Annotated in this window: 20 protein-coding genes and 1 rRNA gene; 15 read left to right on the top strand and 6 right to left on the bottom strand. The window is 72.8% G+C overall.

Annotation, left to right across the window (positions count from 1 at the left end):
- Positions 1 to 62: ribosomal RNA gene (locus ACLQ2R_RS16610) — 16S ribosomal RNA — on the bottom strand; the annotation flags it as partial.
- A 560-nt stretch (positions 63 to 622) separates the two neighbouring features.
- On the opposite strand from ACLQ2R_RS16610, the gene ACLQ2R_RS16605 reads away from it, so the two are divergent.
- Together ACLQ2R_RS16605 and ACLQ2R_RS16600 are read left to right on the top strand one after the other, a co-directional pair.
- The gene (locus tag ACLQ2R_RS16605) at positions 623 to 1342 is read left to right on the top strand and encodes an ABC transporter ATP-binding protein (protein WP_425960460.1); all 720 of its coding nucleotides are present in this window, start codon (positions 623 to 625) and stop codon (positions 1340 to 1342) included.
- Positions 1339 to 2157: an ABC transporter permease gene (locus ACLQ2R_RS16600; protein WP_425960458.1), complete on the top strand. Its 819-nt coding sequence runs from the start codon at positions 1339 to 1341 to the stop codon at positions 2155 to 2157. Before ACLQ2R_RS16605 ends, ACLQ2R_RS16600 begins: the two co-directional genes overlap by 4 nt.
- 100 nt (positions 2158 to 2257) lie before the next feature.
- On the opposite strand, the gene ACLQ2R_RS16595 is transcribed toward ACLQ2R_RS16600, so the two are convergent.
- Positions 2258 to 2842 carry a TetR/AcrR family transcriptional regulator gene (locus ACLQ2R_RS16595; RefSeq protein ID WP_362815332.1) on the bottom strand — a complete coding sequence of 195 codons (585 nt, stop codon included), beginning with the start codon at positions 2840 to 2842 and terminating at the stop codon, positions 2258 to 2260.
- Between the two features lie 138 nt (positions 2843 to 2980).
- Between ACLQ2R_RS16595 and ACLQ2R_RS16590 the strand changes: the two genes are divergently transcribed.
- From ACLQ2R_RS16590 to gndA, 3 genes are all read left to right on the top strand, one after another.
- The gene (locus ACLQ2R_RS16590; RefSeq protein WP_425960455.1) at positions 2981 to 4426 is read left to right on the top strand and encodes a glycosyltransferase family 4 protein; all 1446 of its coding nucleotides are present in this window, start codon (positions 2981 to 2983) and stop codon (positions 4424 to 4426) included.
- A gap of 291 nt (positions 4427 to 4717) precedes the next feature.
- Positions 4718 to 6505, top strand: coding sequence for a protein kinase domain-containing protein (locus ACLQ2R_RS16585; RefSeq protein WP_425960453.1), 1788 nt, complete (start codon positions 4718 to 4720; stop codon positions 6503 to 6505).
- A gap of 333 nt (positions 6506 to 6838) precedes the next feature.
- Positions 6839 to 8269, top strand: a complete 1431-nt coding sequence (gene gndA, locus ACLQ2R_RS16580; protein ID WP_425960452.1) for an NADP-dependent phosphogluconate dehydrogenase — start codon at positions 6839 to 6841, stop codon at positions 8267 to 8269.
- Positions 8270 to 8401: 132 nt separating this feature from the next.
- Here gndA and ACLQ2R_RS16575 read toward each other — a convergent pair whose 3' ends face one another.
- On the bottom strand, positions 8402 to 9007 hold the full coding sequence (locus ACLQ2R_RS16575; RefSeq protein WP_425960450.1) for a TetR/AcrR family transcriptional regulator: 606 nt from the start codon (positions 9005 to 9007) through the stop codon (positions 8402 to 8404).
- A 70-nt stretch (positions 9008 to 9077) separates the two neighbouring features.
- Here ACLQ2R_RS16575 and ACLQ2R_RS16570 point away from each other — a divergent pair, with 70 nt between their 5' ends.
- From ACLQ2R_RS16570 to ACLQ2R_RS16545, 6 genes are all read left to right on the top strand, one after another.
- Positions 9078 to 11273 (top strand): HelD family protein, encoded by a 2196-nt coding sequence (locus ACLQ2R_RS16570; protein ID WP_425960448.1) that lies wholly within the window; start codon positions 9078 to 9080, stop codon positions 11271 to 11273.
- A gap of 210 nt (positions 11274 to 11483) precedes the next feature.
- Positions 11484 to 12305, top strand: coding sequence for a hypothetical protein (locus ACLQ2R_RS16565; protein WP_425960447.1), 822 nt, complete (start codon positions 11484 to 11486; stop codon positions 12303 to 12305).
- A gap of 28 nt (positions 12306 to 12333) precedes the next feature.
- Complete coding sequence (locus ACLQ2R_RS16560; protein ID WP_425960445.1) at positions 12334 to 13461, top strand: hypothetical protein; 1128 nt, start codon at positions 12334 to 12336, stop codon at positions 13459 to 13461.
- A 95-nt stretch (positions 13462 to 13556) separates the two neighbouring features.
- Positions 13557 to 15026: a hypothetical protein gene (locus ACLQ2R_RS16555; RefSeq protein WP_425960443.1), complete on the top strand. Its 1470-nt coding sequence runs from the start codon at positions 13557 to 13559 to the stop codon at positions 15024 to 15026.
- The gene (locus ACLQ2R_RS16550) at positions 15017 to 16330 is read left to right on the top strand and encodes an AAA family ATPase (RefSeq protein WP_425960441.1); all 1314 of its coding nucleotides are present in this window, start codon (positions 15017 to 15019) and stop codon (positions 16328 to 16330) included. The genes ACLQ2R_RS16555 and ACLQ2R_RS16550 overlap by 10 nt, the downstream gene beginning before the upstream one ends.
- Positions 16331 to 16395: 65 nt before the next feature.
- Positions 16396 to 16557, top strand: a complete 162-nt coding sequence (locus ACLQ2R_RS16545; protein WP_425960439.1) for a hypothetical protein — start codon at positions 16396 to 16398, stop codon at positions 16555 to 16557.
- A gap of 62 nt (positions 16558 to 16619) precedes the next feature.
- Here the strand turns inward: ACLQ2R_RS16545 and ACLQ2R_RS16540 are convergent, their stop codons facing one another.
- Positions 16620 to 17600 (bottom strand): DMT family transporter, encoded by a 981-nt coding sequence (locus tag ACLQ2R_RS16540; protein ID WP_425960438.1) that lies wholly within the window; start codon positions 17598 to 17600, stop codon positions 16620 to 16622.
- Positions 17601 to 17674: 74 nt separating this feature from the next.
- Here ACLQ2R_RS16540 and ACLQ2R_RS16535 point away from each other — a divergent pair, with 74 nt between their 5' ends.
- Positions 17675 to 18589, top strand: a complete 915-nt coding sequence (locus tag ACLQ2R_RS16535) for a LysR family transcriptional regulator (protein WP_425960436.1) — start codon at positions 17675 to 17677, stop codon at positions 18587 to 18589.
- 10 nt (positions 18590 to 18599) lie between these two features.
- On the opposite strand, the gene ACLQ2R_RS16530 is transcribed toward ACLQ2R_RS16535, so the two are convergent.
- Positions 18600 to 19550 (bottom strand): GNAT family N-acetyltransferase, encoded by a 951-nt coding sequence (locus ACLQ2R_RS16530; RefSeq protein WP_425960434.1) that lies wholly within the window; start codon positions 19548 to 19550, stop codon positions 18600 to 18602.
- A gap of 132 nt (positions 19551 to 19682) precedes the next feature.
- Positions 19683 to 21260 carry an MDR family MFS transporter gene (locus tag ACLQ2R_RS16525; protein WP_425960432.1) on the bottom strand — a complete coding sequence of 526 codons (1578 nt, stop codon included), beginning with the start codon at positions 21258 to 21260 and terminating at the stop codon, positions 19683 to 19685.
- A gap of 113 nt (positions 21261 to 21373) precedes the next feature.
- Here ACLQ2R_RS16525 and ACLQ2R_RS16520 point away from each other — a divergent pair, with 113 nt between their 5' ends.
- The 3 genes from ACLQ2R_RS16520 (at position 21374) to ACLQ2R_RS16510 (ending at position 22842) form a co-directional block, all read left to right on the top strand.
- Positions 21374 to 21925 carry a TetR/AcrR family transcriptional regulator gene (locus tag ACLQ2R_RS16520; RefSeq protein ID WP_425960430.1) on the top strand — a complete coding sequence of 184 codons (552 nt, stop codon included), beginning with the start codon at positions 21374 to 21376 and terminating at the stop codon, positions 21923 to 21925.
- A complete protein-coding gene (locus ACLQ2R_RS16515; RefSeq protein WP_425960428.1) occupies positions 21922 to 22215 on the top strand; it encodes a DUF4031 domain-containing protein in 294 nt (97 codons plus the stop codon). Before ACLQ2R_RS16520 ends, ACLQ2R_RS16515 begins: the two co-directional genes overlap by 4 nt.
- Before the next feature lie 63 nt (positions 22216 to 22278).
- Positions 22279 to 22842 (top strand): type 1 glutamine amidotransferase domain-containing protein, encoded by a 564-nt coding sequence (locus tag ACLQ2R_RS16510; RefSeq protein ID WP_425960427.1) that lies wholly within the window; start codon positions 22279 to 22281, stop codon positions 22840 to 22842.
- Positions 22843 to 23092 lie beyond the last annotated feature (250 nt).

The raw sequence follows: 23092 nt of genomic DNA, 5'->3' as shown, positions 1-23092 counted from the left end.
ACTTGCATGTGTTAAGCACGCCGCCAGCGTTCGTCCTGAGCCAGGATCAAACTCTCCAAACAATGTCTGAACAGTCCCACCCAGCTGAAAGCACCCACCAACCGGATCACTCCGGGCAATGGATGTATCAACCAAAGGAATCCATCCCCCACCACAAGGGTGGTAGGACGGGGTTGTGCTTCATGCACTGGCTTTTAACACACTGTTGAGTTCTCAAGAAACGGACGCGTACACCCACCACCCAGCCGATTCAACCGGCCGACCACCAGGGGCGTTCCATTTGGTATTCTTTTTGTTCTTTCGTTGTGCCCTTATTCTTTCAGGCCCGCTTTTTCGTGTCAAACCGACCCGACCAAGCTCGCCTTTCAGAATTCAGGCCACCCCTTTCGGGGCAACCCTTCTAACCTACTAGATCGTCCGATTCATGTCGAATCGTCCTCATCCGGAACCGAAGTCCCGTGGAGGCGAAGATCGTCAGTGAGGGTTCCGAGGCCCCGGCGCTCGCGCCGTCCCCCTCGGGTCAGTGAACCTTACGAACCTCGCCCCGCGTCGTCAAATCAAGACCCCTCCCAGGGCGGAAAACCGATTGCCCCGGAAGGTCGGCGAACCGCACGCTTGCTTGGTGGTGATTCTTGAGGCCCTGACGCTCGTGAAGAGGTTCGGCCCCGTGACCGCCGTACAGGAGGTGAGCCTCACCGTCGAGATGGGCGAGATCGTCGGACTGCTCGGTCCCAACGGCGCGGGAAAGTCGACGACGCTGCACATGCTCCTCGGCCTGATGACCCCGGACAGCGGCAGCATCCGCATGTTCGGCCTGGATCTCGACCGGAACCGGACCGAGGTGCTGAGCCGGATCAACTTCGCGGCGAGCTACGTCGACCTCCCCGGAGTCCTCCAGGTGCGGGAGGTGCTGAACGCCTTCGCCCGGCTGTACGGCGTGCGCAGGCCCAGGGCGCGCGTCGAGGAGGTCGTCGAACTGCTGGACCTGGGACCGCTGCGCAGGCGCCGGGTGATGGAACTCTCCTCCGGTCAGCGCACCCGCGTACAGCTCGCCAAGGCCCTGATCAACGAACCGAGCCTGCTCATCCTGGACGAGCCCACCGCCAACCTCGACCCCGACGCCGGTGACCGCATCCGCGGCCTGCTCGTCCGGGTGGCCGAGGAGAGCGGCAGGGCGATGCTCATCACGTCGCACAACATGCAGGAGGTGGAGCGGATGTGCCACCGCGTCCATTTCATGTCCCAGGGCCGGATCGTGGCCAGCGGCAGCGCCGCCGAGCTCACGAGCGTCTACGGCGCCGAGGATCTGGAAGAGGTCTTCCTCAAGGTGGCACGGTCATGACGGTGACGCTGCCCCCGCTGAGCGCGGCCGCCCGCAGGCAACGGATCAGCGGGGTGGTCTTCCGCGATCTCGCGGCGCTCCGCCGCAGCCCGATCCGGATGTTCGAGATCGTTTTCTGGCCCACGATCGAGCTGTTCGTCTGGGGATTCGTCACGCTGTTCCTGCAGTCGCAGCGGGTGCCCTTCATCGCGACCTTCCTGCTCGGCGCGGTCCTGCTGTGGCAGGTGCTCCAGAAGGCCAGCAACGAGATCTCCATCGCCTTCCTCGAGGACATCTGGAGCAGGAACCTGCTGAACGTCCAGGTGAGCCCGCTCTCCAACGTCGAGTACGTGGTCGGGCTGATCGTCTTCTCGTTCGGCAAGGTCGTCTTCGCCGTCGCGATCATGGCGGGGCTGGCTCTCGCCCTCTACGGCTTCGGCGTCACGAGCATGGGTGCGGGGATGGTCCCGTTCATGGCGCTGCTGCTGGTGATGGGCTGGTCCCTCGGCCTGGTGGGAATCTGCGCGGTGCTGCGCTTCGGCGAGAACGCCCAGGTCATCGCCTGGTCGCTGGTCTTCGTGGTGCAGCCGCTGGCGGGGATCTTCTACCCGGTCGAGACGCTCCCCGGTCCTCTCCGGGTCATCGCCGAGTTCCTTCCGGCGACCCACGTCTTCACCGGGATGCGGACGGTCCTGGCCGGCGGCGCCGTACCGTGGCAGAGTCTGGCCTGGGCGGCGTTGCTCGACGTCGTCTACCTCGCCGGCTCGCTGGTCCTGTTCGCGTGGGCACTGCGGCACGCCCGCACCCGCGGGCGTCTGTCCCGCTTCGGCGAATAGCGACCGACAGCGACCGGCGCGACGGGCCTCGGAGAACCCTGGACAGGACGACGGGCCTCGGAGGACCACGGACAGCGCGGCGGGCCTCGGAGGGGCGCGGTCAGCGTGGCAGTGTGGCCGACATCGTCGCCACGATCACGGCGACCAGCCCTTCGACGACCTCCGCCCTGTCCACCTCGGGATGCTCCAGCCACCAGTCGCCGGTGGCCTGGACCATGCCGACGAACGCGTGACCGAGCACCTGGGCGCGGACCGGGTCGAGGACACCGCTCTCCGCGGCGATCACCGTGCCCAGCTCCTCCCCCAGGCCGCGCACGATCGCGGTCATCTGCGAGTGGGTACGGCTGTCCTCGGCCCCGGCCCGGTGGAAGAGGAAACGGTAGAGGTTCAGGTTGGCCGCGATCATCTCCAGGTAGGCGTCGATCGTGGTGCGGGCACGGCTGCGCAGGTCGGTCCTGGCCCGGTCGAACTCCGGGCGGAGCAGGCCGATCACGGTGCGCACGTGCCGGTTCGCCAGGGCCTGGTAGAGCCCGCTCTTGTCGCCGAAGTGACGGTAGAGGATGGGTTTGGTGATCCCGGCCTCGGCGGCGATCGACGCCATGGACGCCTCGGGCCCCTCTCGCCGGATCACCCGGTCCGCGGCGTCGAGCAGTGCCCGCCGCCGGTCAGGATCCCGTCCGCCCACCGCCGCTCCCCTCGTCCGGAGGCAACAGCATAGGACGGCCGCCCAGCGTGGACACGATGTCCGGTGTGCGCGCTTTGGTGAGGTCGGCTCTGGGAATGGGAAAGGCAGGCAGGGCGGGACCGGCGGGGGGTTCTCAGCATGTCGGGGAAGATTCGAGCGGGCGAAGGACGGCTGGGGCGGCATCTGCCGGGGGTGTTGCACCGTGCCGCGCGGCGGGGACGCGAGGCGGCGCGTCGTGCCGGACGCCGGGAGCGGGGCCTGTCGCGGCGGGTCGAGCGCCTGGGACGGCGGGCGGGGCGGCGTACGCTCCACGCCGGCCGGCGGGCGGCGTTCGGGCTGCTGCGGATGCTCAACGCCAGGAGGGCGAGGCGTGCCCCGGCGGCCGACACGGGAACGGTCCGGTTCCTGCTGCAGCACGCCTACGGGATGGGCGGCACCATCAGGACGGTGCTGAACCTGGCCGGTCACCTGGCGCGCGAGCGCGACGTCGAGATCGTCAGCGTGGTCCGGACCGTGGAGAGTCCGTTCTTCCCCATTCCCCCGGGCGTGCGGGTGAGGTTCCTGGACGACAGGACCCGGCCGCGGGGCCCGGTGGCGGCGTTGCTGGCGCGCCTGCCGAGCGTCCTGATCCCCCGGCAGGAGAACGTCCACCGGGCGGTCTCGCTCCTGACGGACCTGCGCACGGTCCGTTTCCTGCGGTCCATGCGCACCGGCGTGGTGATCTCCACCCGGCCGGGGTTCAACCTGATCACCGCGCTGTTCGCGCCACCGGGCGTGATCACCATCGGTCAGGAGCACGTGGCCTTCGACCTGCACTCCCCGGAGGTCGTCCGGCTCATCAAGCGGCGCTACGGCAGGCTGGACGCCTTCGTGACGCTCACCGAGAGGGACCTGGAGCGTTACCGCGGGGTCCTGAGGCCGCCTCCCCGGCGAATGCTGCGGATCCCCAACGCCGTGCCCCCACTGGCCGGGGACGTCTCGGGGCTGGACCAGAAGGTGGTGATCGCCGTCGGCAGGTTCGTGCACGCCAAGGGTTTCGACCTGCTGGTGAAAGCGTGGAAGCCGGTCGCCGCGGCGCACCCCGACTGGGTGCTGCGCGTCTACGGGCGGGGCAAGGCCCCGGCCGAGCAGAAGCTGCGTACCCGGATCGAGGAGGCCGGGCTGTCGGACACGATGCTGCTCATGGGCAGCTCGGCCGAGATCGGCCGGGAGCTGTCGCAGTCCTCGATCAACGTGGTCAGCTCGCGCTACGAGGGGTTCAGCATGACGATCCTGGAGGCGATGAGCAAGGGGGTGCCGGTGGTCGGCTTCGACTGCCCGCACGGTCCCCGGGAGATCGTCCGGGACGGGTACAACGGGCTGCTCGTCCCGCCGGGACGGCCCGCGGCGCTCGCCGAGGCGCTCTGCCGCGTGATCGAGGACCGGGAGTTGCGCGCCAGGCTCGGCGCCGGTGCCGTGCGGACGGCCGCCGACTACGACCTCGCCACCATCGGTGCCCGCTGGGACGCGCTCCTGTCCCGGCTCGGGGACGACCACGCCGTGGGCGCGGGACGGACCCGCGAGCACCTGCTCGACCGGGCGTGACGGCGGTCGTCGCGACGGACGTGGCAGCGGGCGTGGCAGCGGGCGTGGCAGCGGGCGTGGCAGCGGGCGTGGCAGCGGGCGTGGCAGCGGGCGTGGCAGCGGGCGTCGCGACGGACGTGGCAGCGGGCCTGGCGATGGACGTGGCGGAACGGCCCGCCCGTCCGTAACGAGCGCCGGAGCCGGGGCCGGAGCGGGGGAGCCGGGGCCGGGAGACCGGGGCCGGACGCGCGGATCCCCACGGGCGCATGGCGAATGTCCGGTAATCTGCCGCTCGTCTCCAGGAGGTGGCAGGTGGCCGAAGCGGGCGCCTTTGCGGTGCCGGGCTACGAGGTGTCCGGTGTGCTCGGCCAGGGCGGTTTCGGTATCGTCTACCGGGCCAGGCAGCTGGCGGTGGAGCGCGAGGTGGCGCTCAAGGTGGACAACCGGGTGCTGGTCTCGGAGCGGGACCGGCGCCGGTTCATGCGTGAGGTGACCTCCGCGGGCGCGCTGTCCGGCCACCCGCACGTCGCCCATGTCTACGACGCCGGGGTCCTGCCCGACGGGCGGCCGTACATGGTGCTGGAGCTGTGCCCGGGCGGGTCGCTGCTCGACCGGATGCAGGCGGAGCGGGACAGGCGGCTGCCGCCGGCCGAGGTGGTCGACATCGGCGTCCGGATCGCCGACGCGCTGTCGGCCGCGCACGCGGCCGGGGTGCTGCACCGGGACATCAAACCCGCCAACATCCTGATCAACCGGTACGGCAACGTGGTGCTCTCCGACTTCGGGCTGGCGACCATGCCGTCCTCGGGCGGTGAGGCGTCGGTGACCCGCGAGTCCCTCACCCCCGCCTACGCGCCGCCCGAGGCGTTCGAGCTCACCGAGCCGTCTGCCGCGGGGGACGTCTACTCCCTGGCCGCCACGCTGTACGCGCTGCTCTCGGGACGCCCGCCGCGGTTCCCGGAGAGCGGTGTGGTGAACATCGCGATGATCATGGCCCTGCACCGGCTGCCGATCCCCGAGATCCCGGGGGTGCCGCCGGAGCTGACCGCCGTGCTCAGGGAGGCGATGGCCCCGGATCCGGCGCGCCGTACCGCCTCGGTGGCGGCGCTGCGCGACGCCCTCACCGACCTGCGCCTGGACCGGGCCGTCCCGGGCCTGTCGGGAAGCGGGTCCCCCTCCCCGCGACCCGCGACCACCCCCGTCACCCCCGTCACCCCCGCTCACTTTCCCGATCCCGCCCGGACCCCGGCGCCCGGCCGGCCGCGTCCCGACCGGCCGGTGGCCTACGCCGAGGCGCACGAGCCGTTCTCCTCACCGCGTGCCGGAGCGGCGTACGCGGGACCGGCGCTGCGGGGCGGCACCGGCGAGGCGGCGCGGTCGCACCTGACGTCGCCGGGCGCGAAGGGGATGTCCAGCACCCGGCCCCCCGTGTCCGGCACGCGCCGTCCCGGGTCGGGCACCCGGCCTCCCGGGGCGGGCGCCGGGCATCCGGCGCCGTCCAACGCGCGGGTCTTCGCCGCGCTGGCCGCGGCCTTCGTGATCCTGCTGCTGGTCGGGATCGGGTTGATCTTCATGGAGAACCGCGACACGCTCCCTTCTCCCCCGGCGGGGGTCGAGGCACCCCGGGACGGCTCCGGCAAGGCGCCCGCGAGCGGCGGCGCCTCCCAGGGCACCGGGGTCGCGGACGTCGCCACGGTCACGGCCGGCTGTCCCGCCGCGGCGGTGACCGGAGCGAGGGCGGCGTGCACGGCGGAGGCCGAGTGCTGGGGCGGCCTGGTGTCGATGGCGGGCGACACCACGGCCAGGCGGGTCGGCTGCGAGGAGAGGCACTCGTGGGAGACGTTCGCGATCGCCCCGCTGCCGCCGGACGGGCTCACCTACGACCTGGCGGCCCTGGAGAAGCACCCGACGGTGAAGAGGCTCTGCTCGGAGAAGGTCATGCTCGCCTCCACGCACGACGGGCGCAACGACCGGCGGACCCGGTGGCACGGGACGGTCCTGCCGCCCTCGAAGGAGCAGTTCGAGGGCGGGACGCGGACCTACCGGTGCCTGGGCGGCCTCATCGGCCTGGACACGCCGGGCATCAGGTTCGGCCGCTGAGCCCCCCGGGGGCGGGTTGTCCCCGGGGTGGGCTCCCGCCCGGTGCCGGTCCCCGGAAGGGGGACGGGACCTCCGCCGTCCGGCGCGCGGCCGGAGCCGTCCGGGCGCCCACGGCCGGGGCGGGTGCGGGGCGGCGACACCGGGCGTGAAAAGTTGGAGGAAGGAAGAATGTGAACGTCCACCTCCAAAGCCATACAGGTCATGACGAGAGTGGCGTTTCACCGGCGGCATCCCGGGCGAATTCGCTCAGGTTTTCGACAAAGCCGTCGGCGGCATCGTGTCGCGTTCTTCTCCCGGTCACGGAACCGGGTTTCTCCGAGCTGGAGGTTCGCGATGACTCAGGCACAGATCGGCGTGACAGGACTGGCCGTCATGGGGGCGAACCTCGCCCGTAACCTGGCCGCGCACGGGCACTCCGTGGCGGTGCACAACCGGTCCCAGTTCAGGACGAAGGCCCTGATCGAGGAGCACGGCGACGAGGGCGTCTTCGTCCCCTGCGACACCCCGGAGGATCTCGTCGCGGCGCTGGAGCGCCCCCGGCGCATTCTGATCATGGTCAAGGCGGGGGCGCCGACCGACGCGGTGATCGAGGAGTTCGCCCCGCTGCTGGAGCCGGGCGACATGCTCGTGGACGGCGGCAACGCCCACTTCCTGGACACCCGGCGGCGCGAGGCCGCGCTGCGCGCGCGGGGCCTGCACTTCGTCGGAGCGGGGGTCTCCGGCGGGGAGGAGGGCGCGCTGCTCGGGCCGAGCATCATGCCCGGCGGCTCCAGGGAGTCGTACGAGGCGCTGGGGCCGCTGCTGGAGGACATCGCGGCCAAGGTGGACGGCGTGGCCTGCTGCACGCACATCGGCCCCGACGGCGCCGGGCACTTCGTGAAGATGGTGCACAACGGCATCGAGTACGCCGACATGCAGCTCATCGCCGAGGCCTACGACCTGCTCAGGCAGGGGCTCGGCCGGACCCCGGCGGAGCTGGCGGACATCTTCGCCGAGTGGAACGAGGGCGAGTTGTCCTCGTACCTGATCGAGATCACCGCGGAGGTGCTCCGCCAGGTCGACGCGGGCACCGGCACGCCGCTCGTCGACGTGATCGCCGACCGGGCCGAGCAGAAGGGGACCGGCCGCTGGACGGTGCAGATCGCGCTGGACCTGGGCGTTCCGGTGAGCGGCATCGCCGAGGCGGTGTTCGCGCGTTCCCTGTCCGGTCACGCGGACCTGCGGGCCGCCGCGCGCGGCCTGCCGGGCCCGTCGGGCGTGGCGGCCGGCACCCTCGGCGAGGAGTTCGCCGAGGACGTGCGGCGGGCGCTGTACGCCTCGAAGATCGTCGCCTACGCCCAGGGGTTCGACCAGCTCAGGGTCGGCAGCGCCGAGTACGGGTGGGACCTCGACCTCGGCGCGCTGGCCACGATCTGGCGGGGCGGCTGCATCATCCGCGCGGTCTTCCTGGACCGCATCCGCGAGGCGTACGAGGCGAAGGAGAAGCCCGTCACGCTGCTCGCCGCCCCCTACTTCGCCGAGGCGCTGACGCTGGCGCAGGACTCCTGGCGGCGGGTGGTGGCCAGGGCCGCCGAGCTGGGCATCCCGGCGCCCGGTTTCTCGACCGCGCTGGCCTACTACGACGGGCTGCGCGCCGAGCGGCTGCCCGCGGCCCTGATCCAGGGGCAGCGCGACTTCTTCGGCGCGCACACCTACCAGCGGATGGACCGCGAGGGAGCCTTCCACACCCTGTGGTCGGCCGACCGGAGCGAGATCGCGGGCTGAGAACGCGGCCGACGGGCGGCCACGGGGCCGCCCGTCACCGGCCGCGAACGTACGGTCACCCGGCGGCGGGGCCGGGACCCGCACAGGGGCCGGGACCCGCACAGGGACCGGGACGCCCGCAGGGACCGGGGGTCAGCCGATCCTCGGGAGCAGGGTGAAGGCGTGGTCGGCGGCGGCGGCGGCCGCGGGATGGGCCCGGTCGGCCGTCTCGCCGTCCACCAGCGCCTGCCAGTTCCGCCGGGCCAGCACCCGCTGCGTGGCCAGCACCTGCCCGGCGACGAGCCGCGCGGTGAGGTCGTCGACGAGCGCGGTGAGCGCCACGGCGAGCGCCTCCTCGTCCCGGGCCATGTACTGGAAGACCCGGGCCGCCAGGGCGGGCGTGGCGAAGACCATTCCGTGGTAGCCGAGCACCTCGGGGTGGTCGTTGAGGCCGGTCACGGGGTCCCGTCGTTCCAGGCCGGCCAGGAAGTGCCGGTGCAGCGCCTCCAGCGGCGCCTCGCCCGCCGCCCGCTCCCGTACGATCCGGGCGGCCTCGCCCTGGTGGTCGGAGATGCGGTGCAGGACGAGGTCCTCCTTGGTCGGGAAGTACTTGAACAGCGTCGGCTTGGAGACCTCGGCCGCCGCCGCCACCTCCGCGACCGAGACCTCGTCGAACCCCCGTTCCAGGAAGAGCGCGACGGCCGTCGCCGAGATCGTCTCGTGGACCTGCCGTCTCTTGCGTTCACGAAGCCCTGTCACGCGTTCCAGCCTAACAGGCGGTTAACTCGGTTAATATATTGACCGAGTTAAGACTTAGGGGTGATGCGCGATGACCGACGGCGGACTCGACGACGAGCGGGCCTACCTGGCGGAGTGTGAGGCGGCCATCGGCCGGATGATCGACGGCGCGCGGCTGAACGTCGTCATCGGCGAGCGGGTCGCGGGTGACCGTTACAGCGCCGAGAGGCTGGGCTACGACCTGAGGAGCCAGGCCAAGGAGCTGGAGGAACAGCCGGACGGCCCGCCGTTCTTCGGCCGCCTGGACTTCGGCCCCGCCCGCCCCGGCCACACCGGGCATGCCGACCATGCCGACCATGCCGGGCAGCGGTACTACATCGGCCGCCGGCACGTCTCCGGCGGCCCCGGGCGGCAGCCGCTGGTGATCGACTGGCGCGCTCCGGTCTCCACCACGTTCTACCGGGCGAGCGCCCGCGACCCGCGCGGGGTGACCGTACGGCGCCGTTTCGGCTGGTCCCGGGAGCCGGTGGCACTGACCGGCTTCGAGGACGAGCTCCTCGACGTCCACGAGGACACCCGCGAGGACACCCGCGAGGACATCGACGACACAGGCGGGAGGGGCGGCGCGGCCACGGGCGTGGTGAGCCGGATCGTGGCCGCCGAGATCGAACGGCCCCGCGTCGGGCCGATGCGCGACATCGTGTCCACCATCCAGCCCGAGCAGGACCAGCTGGTCCGCGCCGGCCTGGAGGAGTCGATCTGCGTCCAGGGGGCGCCCGGCACCGGCAAGACCGCGGTGGGGCTGCACCGGGCCGCCTACCTGCTCTACACCCACCGGCAGCGGCTCTCGCGGGCGGGCGTGCTGATCCTCGGCCCCAACCGGGCCTTCCTGGGCTACATCGCGGCCGTGCTCCCCGCGCTGGGCGAGGTCGACGTCGAGCAGACCACCGTGGACGCCCTGCTGGCGCGCGGGCCGCTGCGAGGAGGCGCCACCCGGGACACCCGCGCCACCGGCGACACCCGCGCCACTCGCGACACGCGCGGCCCCGGCGAGACCGAGGAGGCCGCGGCCGTCAAGCACGACGCCCGGATGGCCGAGGTGCTGCGCCGGGCGCTGTACCGGCGGGTGACGCCGCCCCGGGAGGGGATCGCCGTCCCCGACGGCTCCTACCGCTGGCGGGTCGGGGCGGAGGAGTTCCGGCTCGTCGTGGCGGGCGCCCTGCGGGAGACGACCTCGTACGGGGTGGGCCGCGAGCGTGTGCTCTCGCGGGTCGTGGCCCTGCTGCTGCGGCAGGCCGAGGCGCGCGGGCAGAACGCGAACGCGGCCTGGGCGCGCAGGATGGCCAGGGCGGTCGCCGGGCCCGTCGACGCGGCCTGGCCGGCCGTCCGGCCGGAGGAGGTGCTGGCGGAGGTCCTCGGCGACCCCGCCGTGCTGGACGAGGTCGCGGACGGCGTGCTCACGCCGGGCGAGCGGGCCGCGCTCCCGTGGGCCCGGCCCCCGCGCTCCTTCAGGAGCGCGCGGTGGTCGGCGGCCGACACGGTGCTGCTCGACGAGCTCTCCGGGCTGCTGGAACGGCCGCGGGGCTACGGTCACGTCATCGTCGACGAGGCCCAGGACCTCTCGCCCATGCAGTGCCGGGCGATCGCGCGCAGGAGCGAGCACGGCTCGATCACCGTGCTCGGCGACCTGGCGCAGGGCACCACGCCGTGGGCGGCCCGCGTCTGGCGGGACCAGCTCACCCACCTGGGCAGGCCCGGGGCCGAGCTGATCGCCCTGACCACCGGTTTCCGGGTGCCCGCCGTCGTGGTGGCGGTCGCCAACCGGCTGCTGGAGGAGCTGGCCGTGGACGTGCCCGGGACCCGCTCCTTCCGCACGGACGGCCGCCTGGTCGTCCGGCGGGTGCCCGACCCGGGCGAGGGCACGGTGGCCGCGGTACGCGCCGCGCTCGGCCACGAGGGCTCGATCGCGGTGATCGCCGCCGATGCCGCGCTGGACGCGCTGACGGCCGCGCTGGGCGATGGGGGCGTCGAGGTCACCTCTCTGGGCGACGGCACCCGCGCGGGCCGCGTCACCGCCGTACCCGCCTCGATGGCCAAGGGCCTGGAGTACGACCACGTGGTGGTGGTCGAGCCCGCGCGGATCGCCGGGACCGGGGCGCGGGGGCCCCACCTGCTCTACGTGGCCCTGACCCGCGCGGTGTCGCGGCTGGACGTGGTGCACACCCGCCCGCTTCCTTCCTGGTTCCCCGAACCGCCGGGGTCACCGGGGTCCCCCGAACCGCGGTAACCCGAGGAGCCGCGGGAACCGTGAGAGGTCGCAGGAGGCGCGGGAGCCCGCCGACGCCGACGCGGTTCCGGCCTGACACACCATCCCCGGTGATCTTTCGTATTAAATGTTCCTTTTCGCCCGATTGTCAGTATTTAATTCGACACGCCTAATGCTGGAAATGGCTGGAATACGCAGGAGACTGGTGGAACTCCTGTTACGCTCCGGGCCGTGAGTGATTCACTGGACGCGCTGGAACGGCGGATCGCCGACCTCCGCGCCGAGGTGCGACGGGCGGTCAAGGCGAGGGAGAACTCGCTCGCCAGGACGCTGCGCGGGGACCTGCGCCGGGCCGAGCAGGCCTGGGACGCGGCGGTGGCCACCGAGACACCGGCCGAGGCACCGTCCGGGACGCCGTCGGGGACGCTGTCGGGGACGCACGCCCCGCGCGAGCCGGAGGCCTCGCTGGTGCCCATCAGGGAGCAGGTCCACCAGGCGCTGGCCATGCTGGGCGTGCCGACGCCGGCCAAGCTGATCGTCGCGGTGAACGACGCGTTCTTCTCCCGCGAGCTGCGCGGCTCCCAGCTGACGAGCCTGCGCCGGGACGAGGAACGCTCCTTCCGGAGCGACCCCTACGCCAGGCCGTACTACCTGTGCGCCGCGCTGACCGACCGCCTCTCCCCCGCCCGGGGGCTGCTCGCCGACAGCACGTGGCCGCCCGAGCGGCGGGTCCTGGGGCCGCTGAGCCCGCGTGTCGACTTCCTCGTCTCGGCCATGCGCGTCGCCGAGCACCTGACGCGGCTGGCGGAGCCCCCGCCGGGCGCGGTGCGACTGCTGTCGCGGATGGCGCAGAACATCCCGGGCGCCGTCGAGGGGTTCGCCCCGGCCGGCCCCGCGACCGTGATCCGCGCGGCACGGGCCGAGCTGGAGGTGCACCGCGCCGCCGACACCGCGCAGCGGGCCGAGGTGGCGGCACGGGCGACGAGACGACTACCGGACGCGGAGCGCCTGTTCGGCACGACCGCGATGGACGTTGTGAGGGGGGTCTGTTGAGGACCGGACTGGACGGGGGGACCGACTCGTGAGCGCGCTCCGGGACAGGGCTGTCGTGATCAGGCTCGACGAGCTGCGCGGGCCGGTGCAGTCACGCCCGCACGACGCGCGGGCCATCGCCGCGCTGGCGGCCAACCCCGGCTGCACGCGCCGGGCGGTGATGGACGCCGCAGGCGTGGACAAGGACCGCACCGCCCGGCACGTCGGCTTTCCCGCGCCGTTCGGCCAGTCGCAGTTCGCGATCACGCGTGGGAACGTGTTCGAGGCGCTGGTGAAGGAGAACGGCTGCGCCGAGCTGCTGCGGCTGCTGCGCGAGCTGCTCGGCCTGCCGGTCGAGCAGGTCGGCTACCAGGACGTGGAGAGCGTCGGCTCCCACCTGCGCCACTCCCACACGCGGGCGCTGATCGACCGCGCGGCGCGCGAGGAGGAGGCGGCCGCGGCCTTCTACGACCATCCGCTGTTCAGCCTGGAGATCGCCGGGCACACCTCCTACCTGGAACCCGACGTGGTCGCCTTCCAGATCGGCGGGCGCTTCCACATCGTGGAGATCAAGTCGTTCAGCATGATCGACGGGCAGGCCGAGCCGGACAAGGTGGCGGCGGCGGCCCGGCAGGCGGCGGTGTACGTGCTGGCGCTGCGCACACTCATGGCCGACCTCGGGCACGACCCGCTGCGGGTCTCCCACGACGTGGTCCTGGTCTGCCCGGAGAACTTCGCCAACCGCCCGACGGCCGCGCTGGTCGACGTGCGCAAGCAGCTCTCGGTGCTCAACCGCCAGCTCACCCGGATGACCAGGATCGAGCAGCTGGTCCAGGGGCTGCCGGCCGACCTGACCTTCGACCTGGCCCCCGGCGAGGACGGCGTGCCGACCCGTTCGGCCGAGGAGCTGGCCCAGGCGCTGCTGCAAGTGCCGGCCCGGTACGCGCCGGACTGCCTGGCAACCTGCGACATGTGCATGTTCTGCCGCCACGAGGCCCGCGCCTGCGGGTCCACCGACCAGCTGGGACGCCAGATCCGCGACCAGCTCGGCGGCGTCTCGGGCGTGGAGGAGGCCCTGGGCCTGGCCGAGGGCACCCGCGAGCCCGCCGAGGGCCAGGAGGAGATCGCCCGCCTGCTGCGGCTGGCGGACCGGCTGCGCGAGGAGTCGTCGCGGTGAGGGCGGGTCGCAGATGAGCGCGGCGACGGCGCCACCGAAGGCGGGCCGCAGGTGAGCGCGCCGACAGCGGCGGCACGGCCGAGGGCGGTCCGCGGATGAGCGCGCTGACGGCGCTGGCGCGGCTGAGGGCGGTCCGCGACGGTGTCGCGCAGCGGATCACCACGGTCCGGCACTGCCACGTCTCCGCCCAGCCACTGGTGTTCATCCCGCTCAGGCTCGCGGGCGAGGCCGCCGCGCCGCTGGCCGCCATGGTCGGCACCGACCCGCACCATCCGCGGCTGCTCGTCGTGCCCCAGCCGCGCAACCGGGACCTGCGGTTCGCCTTCACCGCCGGGCTGGCCGAGGTGCTGCTGCCGTACGTGGAGGGGTTCTCCAAGGCGACCGAGACGGTCGAGCGCAGGGGCGGCGAGCCGTACGAGCGCTGCCTGGACGCGCCGCAGATCCTGGTGCCGAACCGGCCGGCGGCCTCGTTCGTCGGGCTGCTCGGCCGCTCCACCCGGTTCCGCAGGGCCGAGGGCCCCTACCCGGTCCACCCGTCGGTGCCGCTGCTGGGCCGGTGGCTCACCTACTTCGCCGACCGGTCGCAGCAGCCGGGCTCCTCGACGCTGCTGGTGGCGACCGAGGCGCTGACCCTGCACTGGGCGACCGGGCAGAGCGCCCTGGAGGACGCCAACCTCGCGGCGCTGATGGGATGGATCGATCCCCCGGCGGGGATGTCGGGCCGCCAGGCCGCCGAGGAGGCCGAGGACCCGCTGCTGTGGCCCCCGGCCGGTCCGGCCACCGACCCCGGCTTCGACAACGAGGTGCTCGGCCCGGCGATCCGCGCCTACGAGGACGCGCCGACCGACCGCGCCGTCGACCGGGTGAGCCAGGCGGTGCGCACCCAGCTCGACCCGACCTGGCGGCTGATGTGGCGGTCGGTGGACCTGCTGCGCTCCCTTCCCGAGGGCGCGCGCGTCAGGGACCGCTGGGAGGCCGATCGCGGGTCGTTCACCCGGTTCGCCGAGCGGGTCGCCGAGGGCGGGCCGCCGCAGGCGCGCAGGGACGGGGCGGTCGGCGCCGCCGCCCGGCTGGCCGGGCTGGAGCGGGCGCGGGCCGGCTACGACGTGCAGCGGGCCCACGACGACCCGCTGCTCATGGCCGAGTACCGGCTGACCGGTGAGGCGTTCGCCGGGACGGTGACGTCCGCCGACCCCGAGCACAGCGAGGGCGAGGGACGCTCGCGCAAGCTCCGGCCGCTGATCACGGTCAGGACCGACGATCCGGTACGGCTCACGCCCGGCACCGTGGTCGGCAGCCCCGACCGCCGGGGCCACGGCGCCGAGATCGTCGAGATCGCGGGCGGGGAGATCACCTTGAAGATCGTCAAGGGGATGGGGCGGGGCAGGACTCCGGCCCCCGGGTCGGTGCCCGAGCCGGGCGAGCGGGTCTCGTACACCTCGCTGACCGACGACTTCCAGTCGTCGGCGGCGCTGCCCGACCCCGAGCGGACGCCGTGGACCCACGGCGGTCCCCCGCAGGAGTACGTGCCCACCGACGACGACGCGCAGGAGGAATGGCTGTGAGCGCCCACCCGACGCCCCGGCAGGAGGCGGCGGCCGTGGTGAGCGCCGTCCTGGCCGACCTGCCCCGCCACCGCGGCGTGGTGGTGGACTCCCCTCCGGGCGCGGGCAAGTCCACGCTGGTGGTGCGGGCCGCGGGACACATCGCCGAGACCGGCGAGCCGCTGATGATCGTCGCCCAGACCAACGAGCAGGTCGACGACCTGGTGGAGCGGCTCGCGACCGAGCACCCCGACCTGCCGATCGGCCGCCTGTCGGCGAGCGGCTACATCACGCCCGGTCGCATCCTCGCCCGTCCCAACGTCTCGGTGGCGGGCAAGCTGCCCGACCTGGGGGACCCCGCGGTGGTGATCGCCACCGCCGACAAGTGGGCCTGGATCGGCGACCGCACCTGGCCCTGGGCCATCGTGGACGAGGCGTACCAGATGCGGTCGGACAAGCTGCTGCGCATCGCCTCGCTGTTCGAGCGGTCGCTGTTCGTCGGCGACCCCGGCCAGCTCGACCCGTTCTCCATCGTGGACGGCGACCGCTGGGCGGGCCTGTCGTGGGACCCGGTGCAGAGCGCGGTCGCGGTGCTGCTGCGGCACAACCCCGACCTGCCGGTGCACCGGCTGCCGGTCTCCTGGCGGCTGCCCGCCTCGGCGGCGCCGGTCATCTCCGAGGCGTTCTACCCGTTCACCGGCTTCCGCGCCGGGACCGGGCACGGCGAACGGACGCTGGAGTTCACCGTGGACGGTATGCGCACCAGCCACGACCTGGCGCTGGAGGAGGCCGCCGCCTCCGGCTGGGCGCTGTACGAGCTGCCGAGCCGCCACACGGTGCGCACCGACGCCGAGGCCGTACGGGCGACCGCGGAGCTGGCGGCGCGGCTGCTGCAGCGCGGCCCGGTCGCGCACTCCGAGCGGGGCGGCCACCCGGTGACCGCCGACCGGATCGCCATCGGCGCCGCGCACCGCGACCAGGTCGCCGCGATCAGGGCGGCCGGGGTGCCGCCGGAGGTCACCGTGGACACCGCCAACCGGCTGCAGGGCCGGGAGTACGACGTGACGATCGTCCTGCACCCGCTCTCCGGGCGCCGCGACGCCACCGCGTTCCACCTGGAGTCGGGGCGGCTGTGCGTGCTGACGTCCCGCCACCGGCACGCCTGCGTCGTGGTGGCCAGGGCGGGCATCCCCGAGCTGCTGGACGCCCACCCGTCGGCCGAGCCGGTCCAGCTCGGCGTGCCGGTGAAGTTCCCGGACGGCTGGGAGGCCAACCAGGCGGTGCTGGCCCACCTGTCCAAGCACCGGGTACGGCCCGACCGCTGACCGGACGACCGGGGTCACCCCGGGACGGTCACCGGAGGGGTGTGGGCGGTCGCGGGGGCCTCGGGATGTGCCCTGATCCAGGCGATGTCGCCACGTTCGGGACGCTCTACCTGGGCTCGGGGTCGGTGACGACCACCGCACTGGCCCTGGCCGGGACCATCCTGGTCACCGGGGTGTGCGCGCTGCCGCTGCTGCGCCGCCGGGATCTGCGGCCCACGGCACCGTGACGGCGGGAGGATCGACGTTCTCGCGGACGTCGCGCCGGGTGCGAGGCGGCCCCGGCGCAGGGTCACCGCGCGCTCGGCACGGGCTCCTTCGCGACCTCGGCGGCGGGCCGCCCGGACGGCCGGCGCGGTCCCCGGCCGCGGCGCCCGGCCCGCAACGGCCGGGCCTGCACGACGACGACGGAGGACAGGACGAGCAGGCCACCGGCCAGCTGCACCGGGGTGAGGAACTCCGTCAGGGTGAGGGCGGCCAGCGCCGTGGTGACGACCGGTTCGAAGGTCGACAGGATGGCGGCGGTGGAGGGGCCGGTGCGTCGCAGGCCCGCGAAGAAGGTGAGCGTCGCCACGACCGTGGACACGATGGCGATACACCACAGCCACAACCAGCCCTCCGTGCCGAAGCCGAGGTCGACGCCGCCGGTGAGCAGGGTGCGGACGGCCAGGGTGAAGGTGGCTCCGGTCATCACCAGCGCGCAGAGCACCACCGGGGGCAGCAGGTGCACCACGGTGTCGGAGACCAGGATGTAGACGGTGTAGGTGACCGAGGCGCCGAAGGCCAGGAGCGCGCCGAGCGGGTCGAAGTCCAGCCCGCCGGTGCCGAGCAGGACCAGCAGCGTTCCGCAGCACGCGGCCACCAGCGCGGCGACCCGCCCGGAGGTCAGGCGGTCGCGGCCGAGCAGGACGGCCGCCACGGTGACCAGCAGCGGATAGGTGTAGAAGACCAGGGACAGCAGCGAGGCGTCCATCCGTTCCAGCGCCGAGAAGTACAGGCCCGCCTGCGCCGCGTACCCGATCGCGCCCAGCCCGAGGGCCGTCACCAGCACGCGGGCGGTCACGCGACCGGGGCGGGGGGCCGGGGCGGGGGGTGCGGGGGTGCGGCGAAGGCCCGGCCGCAGGAGCAGCAGCAGTGTCAGCACGGCGGCCGCCAGGCCGAAACGCACCAGCAGCAGCGCCGGGGGCGAGACGCCGGCGGAGTAGGCGAGCTTGCCGAAGACCGCCATCGCGCCGAAACACGCCGCGGACAACAGACACATCAGGGGACCCATGCCCGTCAGCATCGAGGGCCGTGACCCGTCACGTCCAGCGACGATTGATGGAGGTGATTCGTTAGCATTCATGCATGATCACCTTTGATCTCCGCCGACTCCGCCTGCTGCGCGAGCTGGAGGAACGCGGGACGCTGGCCGCGGTCGCGACGGCCCTGGACTACAGCCCTTCCGCGGTCTCGCAGCAGCTGAGCGTCCTGGAGAGGGAGGTCGGCGCGCGGCTGCTCGAGAAGGCCGGACGCGGCGTACGGCTGACCGACGCCGGGCGGCTGCTGGCGCGGCACGCGCGGATCCTGCTGGCGGCGGCCGAGGCGACGGCGGCGGACCTGGCGTCCCTGGGCGGCGAGGTCCGCGGCACCGTGCGCGCCGGCGGCCTGCAGTCGGCGGCGCGCCGCCTCCTGGTGCCCGCCGTGGCCCGTCTGATGCTCCGGCACCCGCTGGTGCGCGCGGAGGTCTCCGAACTCGAACTGGAGCAGGCGCTGCCGGGGCTGCGCCTGGGATCGGTCGACCTGGTGATCAGCGACGAGTACGACGGTCACCCGCGCCCCCGGCCGGCGGGATTGTGCTTCACGCCGCTGCACGAGGAACCGCTCAGGCTGGTGCTCTCACCGGCGCACCCGTCGGCCCGGCGGGAGGGACCCGTCGCCCTGGCCTCGCTGCGCGAGGAGGTCTGGGTCACCTCGGCCGCGGGTACCGGCCACCACGCCATGGTGGTGGGGACCTGCCGGTCCCTGGGCGGCTACGAGCCGGATGTGCGGCACCGCTCCAACGACGCGGAGATCCAGCTCGAACTCGTACGCACCACCGGGGCCGTCGGACTGCTGCCGGTCCTGGCGCTGCCGGCGGCGGACGCCGCGCTGACGATCCGTGACGTCGCCGAGGCCGACGTCCGGCGGCGCCTCGTCGCGGTCACCCGGGAGGGCCCGACGGCTCCCGCGCTGAGAGCGCTGCTGGAGACCGTGACCGATCAAGTACGCCACGTCGGCTGAGCCGGGCAGGTCAGATCGTGCGCCGCCAGACGTCGATGGCCAGCACCTGGCGCATGCCCACCGACAGGTAGAGGTCGAGCGCGGGCGTGCTGTTGTTGGCGTCGACGTGCAGGTAGGTTCCGGCCCGCCCGCGACCGGCGTCCTCGGCGAACGCCCTGCGCAGCATGAACCGGCCCAGGCCGCGGCCCCGGAACGCGGGCAGCACGGCCAGCCGGCGCACGTAGCCGCAGTCCTCGTCCCCGAGGAAGGCGTTGGTGCCCAGCAGCATCGCCACGGGCTCGCCGTCCATGCGGGCGACCGCGAGCTGCGACCAGTCGGTGCTGGCGGAGGAGGCCAGCTCGTCGTACCACTCGTCGTAGTCCTTGGGGGCGAAGCCGAAGTGCTCGGCGAAACCGGCCTGCTCCACGGCGTGACCCTGGCGGCGCACCTCCTCGGTGAGCCCGTCGTGCACGGTCATGCCCGCCGGGAGGCCGGGGTGGTCGATCGAGCCGGTGTGGTCGGCCCGCATCCGGATGAAGCTGGTGGCGGGGGTGAAGCCCCTGGCGGCGGCGACGGCGCGTTTGCCGCTGTCCTCGCGGTACAGGCCGATGTCCACCACGGCCCGGTCGTGGCCGAGGCCGGCGGTGATCTGGCTGGCCCGCTCGGTCACGGTGTCCCAGAGCGGGGCGGTGAGCTCGGGCGTGGCGGGGTGCACGACGACGTCGACGTCGACGTTGTCGCCGGTGCCCTTGCGGCAGGCCCAGGCCCAGGCCACCAGCCTCTCGTCCGTGTCGTGGACCAGCCAGCCGTCGGCCTTCGGGTCGAAGGAGGAGTCGTTGAGCTGGTCGGCCACGTCGTCGAGGGTCATGTCGGCCTTGCCGATCACCTGGGTGTCGCAGAGGGAGATCAGCTCGTGGATCCTGCGGGCGTCGTCGGCCTGGGGCCTGCGGGTGAGGTATCCGGCGGGGATGCTTGTCGTCATGCGCCCATCGTGAGGGGGGCGACTTGAGAATCACTGGGCCGGAGCTTGCTTACGCACGCGCCCCCGACCCCGCCCGAAGGCGCGGGCCCGGCGGCGGCCGGGTCCCGCCCCCCTCCCCCGGGCGCCGGGCGTTCAGTCCAGGACCGGGACCGGCCCCTCCTTCGACTCGGCGGCCTCGGCGGGGCCGCCGCGCAGCGGGATCTCCTTGATGAAGGCCGCCAGCAGCGGCACCAGCACGGCGAACAGGATCGCCCACCAGAAGATCTCGGAGATGGCGCCCGCCAGGGACTCCAGGAAGCCGGTCCGCACGTTCGCGGGCAGCTCGTGCATGGCGGCCGGGTCGAACTGGGCGCCCCCCGAGGCGAGCCGCTCGCCCTCCGCGCCCAGGCTGCTCCGCAGGCCGGCGGTGAGCTCGTTGTTGAAGATCGCGCCGAACAGCGAGACGCCGAACGAGCCGCCGATGGAACGGAAGAAGGTCGAGGTGCTGCTGGCGACGCCGAGGTCCTTCTGCTCGACGCTGTTCTGGGCGATGAGCATGGTGATCTGCATCAGGAAGCCCATGCCGAGGCCGAGGACCCCGATGAACACGCCGGTCTGCCAGGACGGCGTGTTCACGTCCATCAGGGAGAGCAGCCACATGGCGACGGCCATGATCGCGCCGCCCAGGACGGGATAGGCCTTGTACCTGCCGGTCTTGGTGATGGCGCGGCCGACGAAGAGCGAGACCACCATGGAGGCGCCCATCATGGGCAGCAGCAGCAGACCCGAGTTGGTGGCGGTGGCGCCCTGGACGGTCTGCTGGAAGAGCGGCAGGAAGTTGATCGCGCCGAACATCGCGAACCCGAGCAGGAAGCCCACGCCCGAGATCAGGGTGAAGTTGCGGTCGCGGAAGACGTGCAGCGGCAGGATGGGCTCGACGGCGCGCCGCTCCACCGGGACGAACGCCGCCAGCGTGACCACGGCGAGCGCCGCCAGGCCGAGGATCTGCGGCGAGCCCCACGCGTAGTCGTTGCCGCCCCAGGTGGTGATGAGGACCAGCGCGGTGATGCCGGCCGAGAGCAGGGCCGCCCCCAGCCAGTCGATCCGGTGCTCGGTGCGCAGCCTGGGCAGCTTCAGCGTGACGACCAGAGTGGCCAGCGCGACGAATCCCAGCGGCAGGTTCACGTAGAAGGCCCAGCGCCAGTCGAGGTGGTCGGTGATGAACCCGCCGACGAGCGGCCCGGCGATCATTGCCAGTGACATGACCGCGGCCATGATGCCCTGGTACTGGCCGCGCTCGCGGGGCGGGACCAGGTCGCCGATGATCGCCATGGCGTTGACCATCAGGCCGCCGGCCCCCAGCCCCTGCAGCGCGCGGAACGCGATGAGCTGGGCCATGCCGTCCGTGGGCCCGCCGAGCAGGTCGGAGCCGGCCATCCCGCAGAGCGCGGAGCCGAGCATGAACAGGGCGATGGAGGCGAGGAAGATGTTCTTCCTGCCGTACAGGTCGCCGATCTTGCCCCAGATGGGGGTCGAGACGGTGGTGCCGAGCACGTAGGCGGTCACCACCCACGACAGGTGGTTCAGGCCGCCGAGCTCCCCGACGATGCGCGGCATCGCGGTTCCGACGATCATGTTGTCGAGCATGGCCAGGGCTATCGCGAGCATGAGCCCCGGCAGCACTACCATGACCTCGCGGCGCCGCGCCGGCGCGGCCGCGGTCTGCTTCACTTTTACGCCCCCTGGAAAATGTACTTACTTGCCGACCGGCTAGCGTCGGATATGCTGGGAATGTAGGCCGCTTACTTGCCGGCCGTCAAGTTGATTTCTTGGTAAAGGGAGCCATGAGGGAACAGTCCGACACGCGGACGCGCATCCAGGAGACCGCCCTGAGGTTCTTCATCGAACAGGGGTACGAGGCCACCTCGCTGCGCGAGATCGCGGAGGCCCTGGGCGTGACCAAGGCGGCTCTCTACTACCACTTCAAGACCAAGGACGACATCGTCCTCAGCCTGGCCGAGGACAGGGCGCGCACCATCGAGGATCTCGTCGCCTGGGCCGAGACGCAGCCGCGCACCGAGGAGACCCGGCGCGAGCTGCTGCGCCGCTACTCCCGGGACCTCAAGCACGGCAGGCACCGCCAGATCATCCGCTTCTTCGAGCGCAACCAGACCTCGCTCAAGAACCATCCGATCATGGAGAAGGCCCGCGAGCAGATGTTCCTGCTGGTCGCCTTCCTGGTCGATCCGGACGACTCCCCGGCCACCCGGCTGCGGAACACCACGGCCCTGTTCGTCATGCACTCCGCGTGGTTCATGCTGCGGGACGCGGGACTCGCCGACCACGAGGTGGAGGACGCCGCCCTGGAGGTCGCGCTCGACCTCGTCGGGCGGTGAGCGTCCTCATCGACCCGTCCGCGTGGCCGGGTCCGCGCGGGTTGCTCTGGTCGCACCTGGTCAGCGACGTCTCGGTCGAGGAGCTGCACGCCTTCGCCGAGGCGCTCGGCGTGCCGCGCCGCGCGTTCGACCGCGACCACTACGACGTCCCCGAGACCGTGTACGCGCGGGCCGTGGCGCTCGGCGCCGAGGAGGTGCCCGCGCGCGAGCTCGTCGCCCGGCTGACCGCCGCGGGCCTGCGCCGCCGCCGGACGCGGAACGCCACCGGTGGTACCGGCGGCCCCGCATAGATCCCGGCACAGGGGGCATCAGGCCCTGGTGAGGACATCACCGCACGTCACAGAGGGGACGACATGCTGAACGGTACAACGATCGCGTTCCTGGTGGCCCCGGAGGGCATCGAGCAGGTCGAACTCACCGAACCGTGGAACGCCGTCAAGAAGGCGGGGGGCACGCCCCGGCTCGTCTCCACCGAGAAGGGTCAGGTCCAGGCCTTCAACCACCTGGACGCGGCCGACCGCTTCCCGGTGGACGCCACGGTCGAGGAGGTCTCGGCGGCCGACTTCGACGGGCTGGTACTGCCCGGCGGCGTCGCCAACCCCGACCTGCTGCGCACCGTGCCGGAGGCCGTCGCGTTCGCGAAGGGTTTCTTCGACGCGGGCAAACCGGTCGCGGCCATCTGCCACGCGCCCTGGACGCTGATCGAGGCCGACGTGGTGCGCGGCCGCAAGGTCACGTCCTGGCCGAGCCTGCGGACCGACCTGGGCAACGCCGGGGCCGACTGGGAGGACCGCGAGGTGGTGGTCTGCTCCGCGGGCCCGAACACGCTCATCACCAGCCGCAAGCCCGACGACCTCAAGGCCTTCTGCCAGGCCGCGGTCGACGCCTTCTCCGGAGGCGGGCGCAAGGGCGACTGAACCACACTGAACCACATCGTTCCCGGCCGGAGCCGGGACCGTCGTCGGGGGGGGGGGGGGCCCCCCCCCCCGCGCGGGCCCCGCCCCGGGGCCCCCCCCCCCCGGGGGGGGCGGGGGGGGGGGGGGGGGGGGGTGCGGGGGGGGGGGGGGGGGGGGGGGGGGGGGGGGGTTGGTGGGGGGGGGGGGGGGGGGGGGGGGGTGATGGTGGCGGTGGAGGCGTCTGAGGGTGAGGTGGTGTCGTTGCTGGGTG

It is taken from the genome of Streptosporangium sp. DT93 (genome assembly GCF_049844535.1).
Lineage (GTDB): Bacteria > Actinomycetota > Actinomycetes > Streptosporangiales > Streptosporangiaceae > Streptosporangium.
Note: the sequence above shows the minus strand (reverse complement) of the source record. Positions and strands in the feature narration are given on the sequence as shown.